The organism is Paraliomyxa miuraensis (genome assembly GCF_026337845.1).
In the GTDB taxonomy this organism is placed as follows: Bacteria; Myxococcota_A; Polyangia; order Nannocystales; family Nannocystaceae; genus Paraliomyxa; species Paraliomyxa miuraensis.
In genome coordinates, this window is record NZ_JAOVZF010000162.1 from 15,730 (window position 1) to 29,623 (window position 13,894).

The 13,894-nt window shown below is 69.9% G+C and carries 10 protein-coding genes; 2 read left to right on the plus strand and 8 right to left on the minus strand.

Translation table 11 applies throughout. The features are described from left to right. Window positions 1-15: 15 nt before the first annotated feature. Window positions 16-480 (plus strand): hypothetical protein, encoded by a 465-nt coding sequence (locus OEB96_RS37725; RefSeq protein ID WP_266221740.1) that lies wholly within the window; start codon window positions 16-18, stop codon window positions 478-480. A gap of 57 nt (window positions 481-537) precedes the next feature. Here the strand turns inward: OEB96_RS37725 and OEB96_RS37730 are convergent, their stop codons facing one another. The 8 genes from OEB96_RS37730 to OEB96_RS37765 form a co-directional block, all read right to left on the minus strand. Further along, window positions 538-1,278 (minus strand): hypothetical protein, encoded by a 741-nt coding sequence (locus OEB96_RS37730; protein WP_266221741.1) that lies wholly within the window; start codon window positions 1,276-1,278, stop codon window positions 538-540. 214 nt (window positions 1,279-1,492) lie between these two features. Further along, window positions 1,493-2,509 (minus strand): hypothetical protein, encoded by a 1,017-nt coding sequence (locus OEB96_RS37735; protein ID WP_266221742.1) that lies wholly within the window; start codon window positions 2,507-2,509, stop codon window positions 1,493-1,495. Between the two features lie 37 nt (window positions 2,510-2,546). Beyond that, window positions 2,547-4,130, minus strand: a complete 1,584-nt coding sequence (locus tag OEB96_RS37740; RefSeq protein ID WP_266221743.1) for a family 43 glycosylhydrolase — start codon at window positions 4,128-4,130, stop codon at window positions 2,547-2,549. Between the two features lie 46 nt (window positions 4,131-4,176). Next, entirely contained in the window at window positions 4,177-6,462 is a 2,286-nt protein-coding gene (locus OEB96_RS37745) for a response regulator (protein WP_266221744.1), read from the minus strand. Between the two features lie 222 nt (window positions 6,463-6,684). Further along, on the minus strand, window positions 6,685-7,155 hold the full coding sequence (locus OEB96_RS37750; protein WP_266221745.1) for a CBS domain-containing protein: 471 nt from the start codon (window positions 7,153-7,155) through the stop codon (window positions 6,685-6,687). Between the two features lie 133 nt (window positions 7,156-7,288). Next, window positions 7,289-8,746: a hypothetical protein gene (locus OEB96_RS37755; protein WP_266221746.1), complete on the minus strand. Its 1,458-nt coding sequence runs from the start codon at window positions 8,744-8,746 to the stop codon at window positions 7,289-7,291. A gap of 90 nt (window positions 8,747-8,836) precedes the next feature. Continuing rightward, complete coding sequence (locus OEB96_RS37760) at window positions 8,837-9,691, minus strand: hypothetical protein (RefSeq protein WP_266221747.1); 855 nt, start codon at window positions 9,689-9,691, stop codon at window positions 8,837-8,839. Between the two features lie 53 nt (window positions 9,692-9,744). Next, entirely contained in the window at window positions 9,745-12,333 is a 2,589-nt protein-coding gene (locus OEB96_RS37765) for a heavy metal translocating P-type ATPase (protein WP_266221748.1), read from the minus strand. 216 nt (window positions 12,334-12,549) lie between these two features. Here OEB96_RS37765 and OEB96_RS37770 point away from each other — a divergent pair, with 216 nt between their 5' ends. Continuing rightward, window positions 12,550-13,890 (plus strand): multicopper oxidase family protein, encoded by a 1,341-nt coding sequence (locus OEB96_RS37770; RefSeq protein WP_266221749.1) that lies wholly within the window; start codon window positions 12,550-12,552, stop codon window positions 13,888-13,890. The last annotated feature ends 4 nt before the right edge of the window (window positions 13,891-13,894 follow it).

A 13,894-nucleotide genomic window follows, 5' to 3' on the forward strand; every position in this document is an offset into this window, starting at 1 on the left:
GAGTGATTCATGCGCATGGTTCGAACAGGTGTGCTTGCACTGGGCTTGCTCGGCGGGTGCCTCAGGGCGCAGGGCACGGCGGAGATGCCGGAGCCGCCCGAGCCGACGCCCACGCTGGAGGTGGGCCCTCGGGGCGAGGTGCAGCCCATCGTTCACGCCACCGGTCATGCGACCGGTGACGCGAGCGACGACGCTGCCGCCGAAGCGGACGACTTTGGGCCCGACAAGGAGACGATCACCGTCACCATCCGCAACGAGTGCCACCGCGTCGTACGGCTCTACCTCGGCCACGAGCCGCAGCCGGGGATCAGCACCTTCATCACCATGAACGGCGGCTCGCAGTCCAGCATGCCGATGATGCCGGGCGACGAGCTCTGGATCCTCGACGATGCGGAGGAGCCGGTGGCCAGGGCGAGGGTCGAGCGCGGCAGTCGAGAGTTCGCGGTCGATGCCTCGTGCGTGGAGCTGCAGGCCCGCTGATCGGGGCGGTGCGGGGCGGTGCGGGGCGGTGCGGGGCGGTGCGTCGGGTCCGGCGGCTCAGCGTCGCAGCCGCCGCCCGATCTCGCTCGCCGCGTAAGCGGGGGCGCGCATCCACTGCAACGTACCGCGAGGCCTCAGCCCCATGGCGGACGAGCCGGGGTCGAAGCGGAGCTCGTCGTCGATGTGCAAGCGCTCGCGGAGGTCGACGGCGACGATCGGGACCCACTGCTCCGTGCCGTCCGGCCGCAGCTCCAGCCGCAGCACCGCGTTGCCCTGGTCCACCGCGAGCTCCAGCCGCTGGCGGCGGTTGGTCCCGATGGGGGAGGCTTGCGCCGGCACCAGCCGCAGGTACACCTTGCCGATCCCCTTGAGGGTGTACGGCAGGATCGCGTAGTAGCGATCGCCCAGGAAGTCCTCGACGTTGGTGCGGAACGGGGCGACGAGCAATTCCGGCAGCGACGGGGCGGTGACGAACGTCAGGTCCTGATCGCCGGGCAGCATCTTCGGCGTGACGTCGTCCTGTGCACGGAACCGGACCGCCGCGCCCAGGATGTCGGGCGCATGCTGGCCCCGCGGCCACGACCAGAACGCTCCGGACAGGCGCACCAGCGCGGTCCCGGCGAGCCGCTGTGCGAGCTGCCCGAGGATGCCGTCCTGTGCGATCGCCTTCACATGGGCCGCGTAGATCATCCCGTCGGGATGGAAGAGCCGATTCCCGCGGATCAAGCTGCCGAGCAAGGTGAAGGGGGCGACGGCGGTGACCCCGATCGAACGTCCGATGAATTCCTGGATGTCCATGATTTCCGATTCCCTCCTTCGCCAAGGATGGGACGGCGCGGTTCTCCACGAGCGCGGCGTCGGCTGCGGGGCCGTCCATTCGGTTCCGTCGTCGCGTTCGTGGGCTCTCGCGTCGCGACGCTCGTGGCACCGGGTCGGCTGGCGCCTCATGGTGCCGGGTGCGAGCACGAGGCCGCAGTGCGGCCGCCGCGGGCGCCACGAGCTCGTCGAGCCCTCACCCCTCGGGCAGCGCACACACGTCGGCCGGGGTCAGCCAGTCGAAGATGTTGGTCCACAGCTGGGTGATCTCCGGCAGCGCCGACCACTCCGAGTCGTACTCGATCCACTCGTCGCCCCACACGAACACCTTGCCCGCGCCGCGCTCCTGCGCCTGGGCGGCGGGCACCATGCCCGGCAGGCGAGCCACCACGTCGCTCTGGCCCGGGATCGTGGCCACCACCTCGAACCCGCCGAGGAACGTGACGGAGGTGAGGCCCATCGTGGTGGGATGCGGCAGGAAGTCGGTGACCGGGCCGCTGAGCAGCGCGCCCTGGTACGCGAGGCCCATCGGGCCGAGGATCCCGTTGGGCCACTGCTGGGCGCTGACGGGGCTCGCGGTGTGGCCGGTCATCGCCATCAGGCCGCCACCCGCGTTCACCCAGGTGTCGAAGGCCGCGGCCTCGGCCGGCGTGTACTCGCGCGTGAGCTGGTCGAGGATCACCACGTCGTAGTCGTCGAGCATGCTGGCATCGACGATCGGGGGGTTGATCCGCACTGCGCTGGTCCCCCGATCGATGAGCCACTGCTCGAACTGAGAGGCCGCCAGCGAGCCCGGCGTGCCCACGAGCGCGATCGCGAGGCAGTCGCAGATCCCGTCGCCCCCCTCGTCGATGTCGTCGATGAAGCCGTTGCAGTCGTCGTCGATCCCGTCGCAGGTCTGCTCGGTCGGGGACACCGGAGTGCAGGGCTCGCCGGTGGTGTTGCCCATGCCCACGTCGAAGTAGGGCCCATCGTCGACCGTGCCGTCGACCGCCATCGTGGTGCCCGTGGCGGTGGTGCTCGAGGAGGAGGCGTTGGTGGTCCCGGGGCCCGTGCCCCCGCTGGTGGTCGAGCCGTCGCCGGTGTCGAGCGGCCCCAGCGTGGTGGGAGGCTGCACGTCGTCGTCGTTGCTCTCGGCCGGGGTGCACGCGCTGGCGAGCAGCAGCGCGAGCACGGGCGGCATGGCGATCGACGGAGCATGCGAGGTCGGCATGCTCCGATGATAAGCGATCCGCCCTCGGCGCGAGCACTCACGGCCCGGGCCAGGGCTGCCAGGTGCGGCTGGGGCTGCCGTCGTGGATCTGGGGCCAGCCGTCGACCCACTCGATGCGATCGACCAGACCGTTGCGTCCGGCCCCCTGCAGGTGGGTGCCGTTGCCGGCGTTGGTCCATGCGTGGAAGAAGAAGTAGTGCGCGCCGCCGAGCTCGAGCACGGTGCCGTGGCCCGGTCCCACCCAGCGCTCGTTGTTGCCGAGGATCGGCGCGCCGTGCTTCTCGTAGGGGCCGAGCAGCGCGGCCGAGCGTGCGACTCCGGTGCGATAGCGGTGGTCGTAGACGTTGCCGCTGTAGAACAGGTACCACCAGCCATCGTGGTGCAGGAACCACTGCGCCTCGATGACGCCCCCTTCCCAGGTCCCGGGGGCGTTGACCAACAGCTGGACCTCCGCGCTGCCGGGCGCGAACGACAGACCATCGGGCACGAGCTGTCGCGCCAGGAGCGGCGTGGGCTGACCGACCGAGTTGCCGTCGATCTTGTAGACGAGGAACGGCGTGCCGGCCTCGTCCTCCACGTAGGTGGCGTCGATCACCCCCTGGGGGTGCTGGACCAGCGGCCCCGGGCTCTCGACCCATGGCCCGAGCACGTCGTCGGCGGTGGCGGCCCCGATGCACAGCACGTTGCTCGCATTCACCGTGGTGAAGTACGCCACGAAGCGCCCGTCCACGCGGTGCAGCTCGGGGGCCCAGTTGCGAAAGCCGTTGGCCGCCCAGGTGGGCTTGCCCGCGGGCAGCACCGCGGCTCCCGAGTCCTGCCACAGCACCAGATCGCGAGACTGTCGGATGGGGAACGTACCCCCCGTGCAGACCATGGAGTAGACCGGGCCGTCGGGGCCGTCGACCGCGATCACGCCCGGGTCGGGGCAGTCGAACGGCACCACGGGGTTGAGGTAGGGCGGCTTGGGGCCGGGCAGGCCGGAGTCGATGGGCGGGGCCATGAGGTGCTCGGGGCCGATCACCTCCTCGGGCAAGCCCTCGCTCGACCACAGCAGGCGCAGCGAGGCCTCGATGTCGATCTCGAAGTACTCCACGAGGATCGGCACCTCGACGCCCGCGACCAGCTCGACCATGCCCTCGGTGCGGGTCACGTAGTGCGCGTTCCAGTCGTCGATCACCAGCGCTCCGTCGATCCACACGCGCACGCCGTCGTCGGACTCGGTGGCGATGGTGTAGGTGCCCGTGCTCGGGGCGGTGAGCGTGCCGCTGAAGCGGGCCGAGAAGCGATCGAGCCCGAGGTCGGGGTGGGGAGCCTCGAGCCCCCATACGTGGTCGAGGCCGGGCTCGTTCCGCGAGAGCACGAGGTCGTGGTAGCGGTCGAAGTACTCGCCCCAAAGGCCCGGCTCGGGTGGCGGAGGGGGATCCCCGGTGGTCTCGTCGGCGGCCTCGGTGGTGGTCGTGTCGGTTGCGCCGTCGCTCGTGGTGGAGGTGCCATCGACCATCGGACCCTCGGTGGTCGAGGTGGACCCCGGGCCATCGGTGGCCATTGGCCGCGGGTCGGGGTCGGAGGGGCAGCCCACGAGCACGCCGCACACGGGAAGGAGCATCGAGAGGGGACGCACGTCGAGCACCCTAGCAGGTTCGCGAGGGCGGCAGGACGTGCGCGGCCTACGAGGCCGGCACCATGCGAAGGGGCTCTCGGTCCTCGGGCTCGCCCGCGGGGTCCCAGCTCGGTAGCTGTCGCAGCACCCGCAGCAGCTCGCGTCGACGCACGGGCTTGCTGACGTAGTCGTCCATCCCCGCCTCGAGGCAGCGCGCGCGGTCGGTCTCCATCGCGTGCGCGGTCATGGCCACGATCGGCAGCCGCGTGTCCCCGTTGCCCTCGCGCTGCCGCAGCCGGGCCGTGGCCTCCAGCCCGTCCATCACCGGCATCTGCACGTCCATCAGCACCAGATCGTAGTGGCGAGACGTCTCGACCATGTCGAGCGCCTCCTTGCCGTTGCACGCAACGTCGACCCGGCATCCGAGCTGCTCGAGCATGCGCTGCGCGACCTTCTGGTTGACCTGGTTGTCCTCCACCACCAGCACCCGGGCCCGGCTCGACCCCTGCGGGCGTACCTGGGCATGGAATCGGGAGTAGCTCGTCGGCACGGCCTGGGTCGCGCCGCGGTTGGGCGCATCCCGGCGCGCCCACGCGCTGGCCAGCGTGTCCATGAGGTCCGACTGGTGCACGGGCTTGACCAGGTAGGCCGCACACTCGGCCTCGTCGACGACCTTGGTCCCCACGCGGTGGGTCACCGAGCTGAGCATCACCAGCACCGTCTGGCGCAGGGCCTGGTCGGTCTTGATGCGCCGCGCCAGCTCCAGGCCGTCCATCGCGGGCATGTGGTAGTCGAGGATCGCGAGCTGGTAGGGCCGACCCTCGAGGCTCGCTTCGCGCATGCAATCGAGGGCCTCGGGGCCCGAGGCGCAGGCGGTGGCCGACAGACCCCATCGCGCCAGCTGCTCGGTCAGGATCCGGCGGTTGATCGCGTGGTCGTCCACCACCAGCAGCCGCACCCCCGTCAGATCGCCGGGGACCGGGGCCCGGGCGGGCGCTGCTTCGTCGAGGGGCAGCGGGATCGAGAGCCAGAACGTCGAGCCATGCTGCGGCCGGCTCTCCACGCCGAGCTCGCCCTCCATCAAGGTCACCAGCTCCTTGACGATGGCCAGGCCCAGCCCGGTTCCGCCGTGGCTGCGCGTGGTCGAGGTGTCGACCTGCTGGAAGTGCTCGAAGATCGAGGTCTGCCGGTCCTCGGGGATTCCGATGCCGGTGTCCTGCACCTCGATGCGGAACGAGCTGCGGCCCTCCCGTTGCTCGTGCTCCACCGAGACCAGCACGTGGCCGCTGTCGGTGAACTTCACGGCGTTGCTCACGAGGTTGAGCAGGATCTGACGGATCCGCCCATGGTCGCCCTTCACGGCCGACGGCGTGTCGGGCAGGTACCGGGAGATCAGCGCCACGTCCTTGGCATCGGCGGCCACCGCCTGCTGATCCAGCACGTCTTCCACCATCGTGCGTAGATCGAACGGCACTTGCTCCAGGCCCATCTGGCCGGCCTCGATCTTGGAGAAGTCCAGGATGTCGTTGAGCAGGTCGAGCAGGGCCACCCCCGAGGTGTGGGCGATCTCGGCGTAGTCGCGCTGGGCATCCTCGAGCCTGGTGTCGAGCAGCAGTCCCAGCATCCCCAGCACCCCGTTCATCGGGGTGCGGATCTCGTGGCTCATGTTGGCCAGGAACCTGGCCTTGGCCTCGGCCGCGGCCTCGGCTTGCATGCGCGCCTCCTCGGCCCGCGCGAGCGCCTCGTTGGCACGCGCCAGCGCTCGGGTTCGGATCGCGTCGAACGCATGCGTGGCCGCGGTGAGGAGCACTGCGGTGACGATGATGGTGAGCGTGAACGCGTGGATGGCCTTGGGAGAGCCCTGGGACCACGGGATCAGCCCCAGCGCGCACGAAGAGATCACCCCGCACCAGATCCACCCGCTGCGTGCTCCCAGGGCCAGGGTGAGCAGCACCGGGATCAGGATCAGGGCCACGGTGCTCGGGCCCACCAAGGTGCCCTCGTAGACGATGCCGGCGACCATGAACACCGCGAACGAAGTCCCCAGCATGTGGGCGACGAGGAACGACGACACGCCGCGGCGGAGCATCGCGAGCATCAGGATCACCGCCGCCGTGAAGCAGAACGTGAGGAGGCCCGTGAGGTCTTCGAGCGCGAGCAGGATGGCCGACGAGCTCGTGGTGCACGCCATCAACAGCAGGGCGGCGGCGAACGTGCGTGTGCGCAGCAGCTCGGCCTCGTCGTGCTCGAGCTGGTCCGGGCGGACGACACGATCGATCAGCCGCACGTACCACGCGGGTAGCCACTCGAGCCCCTCGCCGCGCGAAGGCTGCGCTGCGCTAGCGTCATCCATCCTGGAACACCGAAGATGATCGCACCATTGGCCGAGGTCCACCACGGTCGCTCGCTCGATTCGTCGTGCGCTGCATCCGTGGGTGTGAACATGACAGGGGATCCCCGAGAACCGACCATTCGTTGTGCGAGGGCATCACCCATGAGCGTGTGGGCACGGTGGCCCGCTCCGCAAGGCCGCGACCGCGCGCAGGTGCACGCAATCCGTGCACCTTCCGCTCCGTCACTTGCGTCGTTCTCGCTCCATCCGCTGCTGTCGTATGACGAGCGCGGCCACCGAGGCGAGCTGACTGGCGAACAGCTCGAGGAGATCATCGAGCGCGAGCAGTCCCACGAGCAATCCGGCCTCGTCGACGACCGGGACTCGTCGCACGCCCTGCACGCGCATCACCTCCAGGGCGTCGTCGATCGTGTCGCACTCGCGCACGGTGACCAGGGGGCGCGTGACGAGGTCGGCGGCGACGAGGTCGGGCAGGCGGTCGGACGCCTGCGCCATCGCTTCGAGCACGAGGTCGCGGTCGGTGAGGATCCCGGTCGGCAGGCTCGCGCCGCTGGAGCGCTCGACGATCACCACGTCGCCCACGTGGTGGGTCCGCATCAGTCCTGCGATCTCGAGCACGGTGTCGTCGCCAGCCGCGATCACCACCTCCCGCGTACACACGGCACCCACGTTCATCTTCAGCATGCCTGGCATCGCGGCGCTCGCGTGCAGCTCGTGTGCCATCGAGCTGCATGCGAGCGGAGCCGAGGAGTGACCGCGGCCAGGCGACGCCGCGCTTGGGTACACGACCCCACCTGCGGGGGATCCCACCCTGCGTGTAAGCCCGCTATGGAGGGCAGGTGACGCCGATGATGCGGAGGTCGTCGACGTTCCACTGCGAGACGGTGTAGACGCCGGTGCTGCCGATGTTGAAGCCGATGCGGACCTGCATGTTCGCGTTGGCGTAGGCGGAGAGGTCGTACGTGACGTTGGTCCACGCCGCGTCCTGGATGCCCGGCGAGCCGCCCGTTTGCCACACGACCTGCCAGCCGACCCCGTTCCACACCTCGACCCGGTTCTGCATGTAGCGCGTGTAGTCGCTGTTGAGCCAGCGCCAGAAGTCGAGCTCCACGAACGTGAAGCCGGCCGTGTTGATGACCGGGCTGGTCAGGTAATAGAAGGGATGGGTCGCAGCCGTGGCGGCGTTGCCTCCGAGCACCACGCCCGCCACCCCGTTGTCCGCGGTGGGGCTGTGGTCGTTGGCGGGATCGGGGTTGCCGTAGCTGTGGCCCGCCGAGGCCGCGGTCGGCCCGATCGCCCACTCCGTGCCCAGCGTCCAGCCGGCGGAGTTGTCGGAGAAGTCGTCCTCGAACAGCACCCCGCCGCCCGGACAGAACGTGCAGTCGGACAGGCACTGCTGCCCGGTGAGGCCGTCGTCGCAGGTCTCGTCGCCGTCGACGATGTTGTTGCCGCACGTGCCACAGCCCGCGGTGTCGAACGCACACGCCATGTCGTTGCAGCCCAGCGTGCCGCTGTCGAAGCCGTAGGTGAGGCAGGTGTTGCCGGCCAGATCTCCGGTGTCGCACTCCTCGTCGCCGTCGATGATGCCGTTGCCACACGTGCCGCAGCCGGAGGTGTCGTAGGTGAGACAGTTGGGCGTGCAGGCGAGGGTGCCGCTGTCGAAGCCCTGGCTGATGCAGGTCTGGCCGAACAGCACGATGTCGTCGCAGACCTCGTCACCGTCGACGATCACGTTGCCGCAGGTCCCGCAGTCGTCGGTGTCGAGCATGCAGTTGTTGGAGCAGTGGAGCGAGCCGCTGTCGAAGCCCTCCGACTGGCAGGTCGACTTGCCGAAGTCGTTGCCGTCGCACTGCTCCTTGCCCTCTTGGGTGCCGTTGTTGCACTGGTAGAAGGTGCACTCGTCGGTGTCGAATCCGCCGCAGTCGGCCGTGCAGGTCAGCACGCCCCGGTCGAAGCCCTGCGACACGCAGTCCTCGTCGCCGAGATCGGTGCCATCACAGACCTCGTCGCCCTCGAGCAGGTCGTTGCCGCACTCCTGGACGGGGCCGGCGGAGCTCTCACTCCCGCTCGAGTCCACGCCTGCCGAGCTCCCGCTGCTGTCCGAGCCGGAGAGGCTGGTGGTATCGGGCTCCCCGGTGGTGGTGGTGAAGGTGGTGATCGAGCCGGTGGTCGAGTCTCCACCGGACGTCGTGGTCGTGGGGTCGAGCGGCGTGTCGTCGGGGCAGCCGGTGACGAGGAGACCAGATCCGATCAAGGAGCAGAACAAGGCACGCGAGTGCAGCATTGGAATGCAATAGCAGGACTCGACGATTTGAGGAACGGCAATCGCACCGCCGGCGAGCGTGGAGCACGCGAACCGAAGACGGTCGTCGCCTCAGCCCTCGTCGGGATCGACGTACCGATCGACGAGCATGGCGTGCAGACTCCCCGACAGATCGGCCGCTCCGACGAACGGCAGATCGACCTGGCCCGAGAGGCCCGCGGAGAAGCGGTCGTCGTAGAAGGCCCCGGCGTACTCGAGCGGCAGATCGAATGCGCCGAACGGCGTGTCCAGGGCCAACAACACCGTGCCCCGCACCAGGCCTGCGGGGTAGACGACGATCTCGATCGCATAGCTCGCCTCGAAGTTCTGGCCGAGCACCGAGATCGTGCAGCCGCCGTCCTCCACGGGGGCGTCGCGGCCGTCCAGGCCGACCGTGAAGTCCAGGGGACCCTCGCAGCGCAGCGCGAGCGGGCCTCCAGTCGGAAGCTGGGCTTCGACTATGATCGTCACGTCGCCCTTGTAGACGCCGGTCCACCACGCCTGCACCCGCACCCCACCGACGGTGGTCTGGAGCCGGTCGCCGTTGGGCAGCCGCACCACCGCGCTGAGTTCATGGAGCCCCGCCGGGAGCTCGACGTCCCCCTCGAGCCGGTCGAGCAGGGGGTCGCCCTCGCTGGTGACCCATCCGACGTCGTCCACCGGGAGCGCCGTGCCGTCGGGGCCCCACACCTGCGCCAGCAGGTGGACGGGCTCTCCCAGGGGATGGATCGAGGGGGACGAGGGCTCGTGGACCTCGAGCACGGCGACGTCCCAGACGGGATGGGCGTCATCCGCACCATCGTCGGGGGAGTCGTCCTCGACGATGATGTAGGGATCACACGGCGAACAGCCTCCGCTCCCGCTCGCCATCCCGAGGAGGACCAGCACGGCGGGGACGAGGGGGCGGCGACGAAGTCGTCGGGACATCGTTGGAGGCTATCACGCGGCCGCGGTGGCGGTACGGGCCGCGGCGGGAGTCCCTAGCCGCCCGATGCTTCGTACCCGGCGTCCTGCACCGCGGCGACCATCTGTGTCACGGAGACCGCACCCGCTTCGTGCTGCACGCGGGCCTGGCCCGACGCGAGATCCACCTGCACCTGCGACACTCCGGACAGCCCCTGCAGCGCCCGCGAGACGTGCTTGACGCAGTTGTTGCAGGTCATGCCTCGAACCTCCAAAGTGGTCTCTTCGGTGCTCATGATCGGTACCTCGGGTTCCTCGGGTGGAGCGGGCTCGCTCGGGGCGGAGGACGGGGCCTGCGTGGCCTTCGTGGGCATGGGCGGCTCGAATCGTCGCAGCCGCAGCGCGTTGCCCACGACGAACAGGCTCGACATGGCCATCGCTCCCGCGGCCAGCTGGGGGGACAGTAGCACCCCCCATGCCGGCCACAGCACCCCGGCCGCGATGGGGATCAGGCTCGCGTTGTAGGCGAACGCCCAAAACAGGTTCTGTCGGATGTTGCGCAGGGTGGCCCGGGACAGGGCGATCGCGTTGGGTACGGCCCGCAGGTCGCCCGACATCGCGACCACGTCGGCGCTCTCGATCGCGATGTCGGTGCCCGTGCCCACCGCGATGCCCACGTCGGCCTCGGCCAGGGCAGGGGCATCGTTGATCCCGTCGCCCACGAAGGCCACCGTGCGCCCCCCGGTGCGCAGGCGTCGGACTGCGTCCGTCTTGCCCTCGGGCAGCACCTCCGCGATCACCTCGTCGATGCCGAGGCGGTCGGCCACCGCCAGGGCGGTGGAGCGGGTGTCGCCCGTCACCATGGCCACGCGGATCCCCGCCTCGTGCAGGGCCTTCACCACCGGGGCTGCGGACTCCTCGATCGGGTCGGCCACCGCCAGCACGGCGACCGCTTGGCCATCGATCGCCAGCATCAAGGGCGTCTTGGCGGCCTCGGCCCACGCGCGGGCGCTGGGCCCGAGCGCCGTGGCATCGATGCCCAGCCGCTTCATGAAGCGCTCCGCGCCGATCGCCACGCGCTGGCCGTCGACCATCGCCTCGACCCCATGGCCCGGGGTGGCGCGCAGCTCGGTCGCGCGCGGGATGGGCAAGCCTCGCACCGTCGCGGCCCGCACGACGGCCCGCCCCAGCGGGTGCTCCGTGTCGGCCTCGACCGCCGCCGCGATCGCCAGCACGCGATCCTCGGCCAGGTCGGTCACCACCTGCAGGTCGGTCAGCTCGGGGCGCCCCTGGGTGAGGGTGCCGGTCTTGTCGAACGCCACCAGACCCACGCCATGGAGGGTCTGCAGTGCGTCGCCTCGGCGGAACAGCAGGCCCAGCTCGGCGGCGCGCCCGGTGCCCGTCATGATCGAGGTGGGCGTGGCCAGACCCATGGCGCAGGGGCAGGCGATGATGAGCACCGCGACCGCCTCGACCAGCGCGAACGTCAGACGCGGCTGCGGACCCCACACCCACCATGCGCCGAACGTGAGCGCGGACAGGAGCATCACCACCGGCACGAACCACGCGGTCACCCGGTCCACCAGGCCCTGGATCGGCAGCTTGCTGCCCTGGGCGGCCTGGACCAGCTCGATGATGCGGGCCAGTACGGTGCGCGCCCCCACCTCGGTCGCGCGCAGCGTGAACCCACCGGTCTGGTTGATGGTGCCGCCGACCACCCTGGCGCCGGGCTCCTTGTGCACGGGGACGGGCTCACCGGTGATCATCGACTCGTCCACGTACGACGAGCCCTCCACCACCTCGCCGTCGACGGGGAGGCGCTCGCCGGGGCGTACGATCACCAGGTCGCCCGGCTCGACCTCGTCGTGAGGGATCTCGACGATTGCACCGTCTCGGCGGACCCGCGCCGTCTTGGGCTGAAGGCCCATCAGGCGGCGGATGGCCTCGGACGTGCGGCCCTTGGCGCGCGCCTCGAGCCAGCGCCCGAGCAGCACGAGGGTGATGATGGTGGCCGAGGCCTCGTAGTACACGTGCACCGCGTCGGGAGGCAGCAGCCCCGGCGCGAACGTGGCGATGAGCGAGTAGCCGTAGGCCGCCCAGGTGCCCACGGCCACCAGCGCGTTCATGTCGGGGGCCAGGCGCAGCAGCGACGCGAAGCCCTTGCGATGGAAGCGGAGCCCCGGGCCAAGCTGCACCACGGTGGCGAGCGCGAAGTAGAGGTAGAAGAGGCTGCTGCGATCGAGCACCCGGGCGATCGCGTGGTGCAGCGGAGGAAGCAGGTGGCTGCCCATCTCGAGCACGAACAGCGGCAGGGTGAGGGCGGCCGACAACAGCAGCGAGCGGCGCAAGCCAGCGAGCTCCCTGGCGTGGCGGGCTTGCTCCGCGTCCTCGGCCGCCGCGGTCGGTTGCACACGGTGCGCCGCATACCCGACGCGCTCGACCGCGGCGGCGAGCTGCTCGAGCGTGGCCTCGGCATCGTGATGCACGCGCGCTCGCGCGGTGGCGAGGTTGACGTTGGCCTCGCGCACCCCGGGGACCGCCGCGAGCGCCTTCTCGGTCCTCGAGACGCACGACGCACACGTCATGCCCTCGATGGCCAACTCGGTGGTGGTCTCGGTGGTGGGTTCGGTGGTGGGTTCGATGGTGGTCTCGGGGATGCCTGGCATGAGTGACCTGCTGTGGGCGGGCTGACTCGCAGACGTCGGGCTCATTACGGGCAGCGGCTATGGGGGTGTAATCGGCGGTCTCCTGGTGCGTCGGCCATCGAGCGCGGGGTCAAGCTACCTTCCCGCCCCGTTCGGCGCCGCTGCGCAATTTGCGCAGCGCTCCCGAATCCACTCGCCTTGGGGTATCACCCGCCCCTCGACCTGAAGGACCGACGCATGAGCAGCTCATCCCTCACCCGACGCAGCGCCTTGCTCGCCGGGGCCGGCCTGGCCGGCGCCGCGATGCTCCAAAGCCGCGAGGCCACGGCCGCCCCCTCGGGACGCGGCTGGGATCGCAGCTACAGCGGTGGCCCCGATCGGGCTGCCTCTCCGCCCGCCGAGCCCGATCGCGACTACCGACCCACCATGACTCCCGGTGGCGCCACGGCGCCCTGGAAGGTCGTCGATGGCGTGAAGGTCTACCACCTCGTCGCCGAGGAGGTGGAGCACGAGTTCGCTCCGGACATGAAGGCGCGGTGCTGGGGCTACAACGGTCGCGTGCACGGGCCGACGATCGAGGCCGTCGAGGGCGACCGCGTGCGCGTGTACGTGACCAACCGGCTCTCGGCTCCCACCACCGTGCACTGGCACGGCATCTTCTTGCCCAACGGCATGGACGGCGTGGGCGGGCTCAACCAGCGGGCGATCGCCCCGGGCGAGACGTTCCGTTACGAGTGGACCTTCCGCCAGTCGGGCACCTTCATGTACCACTCGCACCACGACGAGATGACCCAGATGGCGATGGGCCTGATGGGGATGATCGTGGTCCACCCCCGCAAGGAGCCCGCCGACGAGCAGGTCGATCGCGACTTCGTGATCATGCTCGGCGAGTGGAAGGTGGTGCCGGGCGCGAGCAAGCCCGATCCCAACGAGATGACCGACTTCAACCTGCTCACCATGAACGCCAAGGCGTTTCCGGGCACCGTGCCCCTGGTGTGCAAGACCGGTGATCGCGTGCGCATTCGGCTGGGCAACCTCAGCGCCATGGATCATCACCCGATCCACCTGCACGGCTACTACTTCAAGGTGGTGGCCACCGACGGCGGCCGGCTGCCTCGCTCGGCGCAGTGGCCCGAGACCACCGTGCTGGTCCCCACCGGGAGCACGCGAACGGTGGAGTTCGTGGCCGATGCCCCGGGCGACTGGGCCATGCACTGCCACATGACGCACCACGTGATGAATCAGATGGGACACGAGATCCCCAACATGATCGGGGTGGACATGGGCCAGACCGAGAAGAAGGCCCGCCACGTGGTGCCCGGCTACATGGCCATGGGCAAGGACGGCATGGGCGACATGGCGCAGATGGGCATGGCCATTCCCGACAACAGCATCCCCATGGTCGGGGCTCGCGGGCCGTTCGACTACATCACCATGGGCGGCATGTTCACGATCGTGAAGGTCCGCGACGAGCTGCCCGCCGACGGCAGCGATCCGGGCTGGTACGTCAACCCGCCGGGCACGGTGGCCGACACCGCCACCACGGACGAGCTGCGTCGGGACGGGATCGTGGTGTGACCGA

Bases quoted from the DNA above. Each gene is read 5' to 3' on its own strand.
- OEB96_RS37725 (WP_266221740.1), top strand. From the start codon at position 16: ATGGTTCGAACAGGTGTGCTTGCACTGGGCTTGCTCGGCGGGTGCCTC.
- OEB96_RS37730 (WP_266221741.1), bottom strand. From the start codon at position 1,278: ATGGACATCCAGGAATTCATCGGACGTTCGATCGGGGTCACCGCCGTC.
- OEB96_RS37735 (WP_266221742.1), bottom strand. From the start codon at position 2,509: ATGCCGACCTCGCATGCTCCGTCGATCGCCATGCCGCCCGTGCTCGCG.
- OEB96_RS37745 (WP_266221744.1), bottom strand. From the start codon at position 6,462: ATGGATGACGCTAGCGCAGCGCAGCCTTCGCGCGGCGAGGGGCTCGAG.
- OEB96_RS37750 (WP_266221745.1), bottom strand. From the start codon at position 7,155: ATGCCAGGCATGCTGAAGATGAACGTGGGTGCCGTGTGTACGCGGGAG.
- OEB96_RS37755 (WP_266221746.1), bottom strand. From the start codon at position 8,746: ATGCTGCACTCGCGTGCCTTGTTCTGCTCCTTGATCGGATCTGGTCTC.
- OEB96_RS37760 (WP_266221747.1), bottom strand. From the start codon at position 9,691: ATGTCCCGACGACTTCGTCGCCGCCCCCTCGTCCCCGCCGTGCTGGTC.
- OEB96_RS37765 (WP_266221748.1), bottom strand. From the start codon at position 12,333: ATGCCAGGCATCCCCGAGACCACCATCGAACCCACCACCGAACCCACC.
- OEB96_RS37770 (WP_266221749.1), top strand. From the start codon at position 12,550: ATGAGCAGCTCATCCCTCACCCGACGCAGCGCCTTGCTCGCCGGGGCC.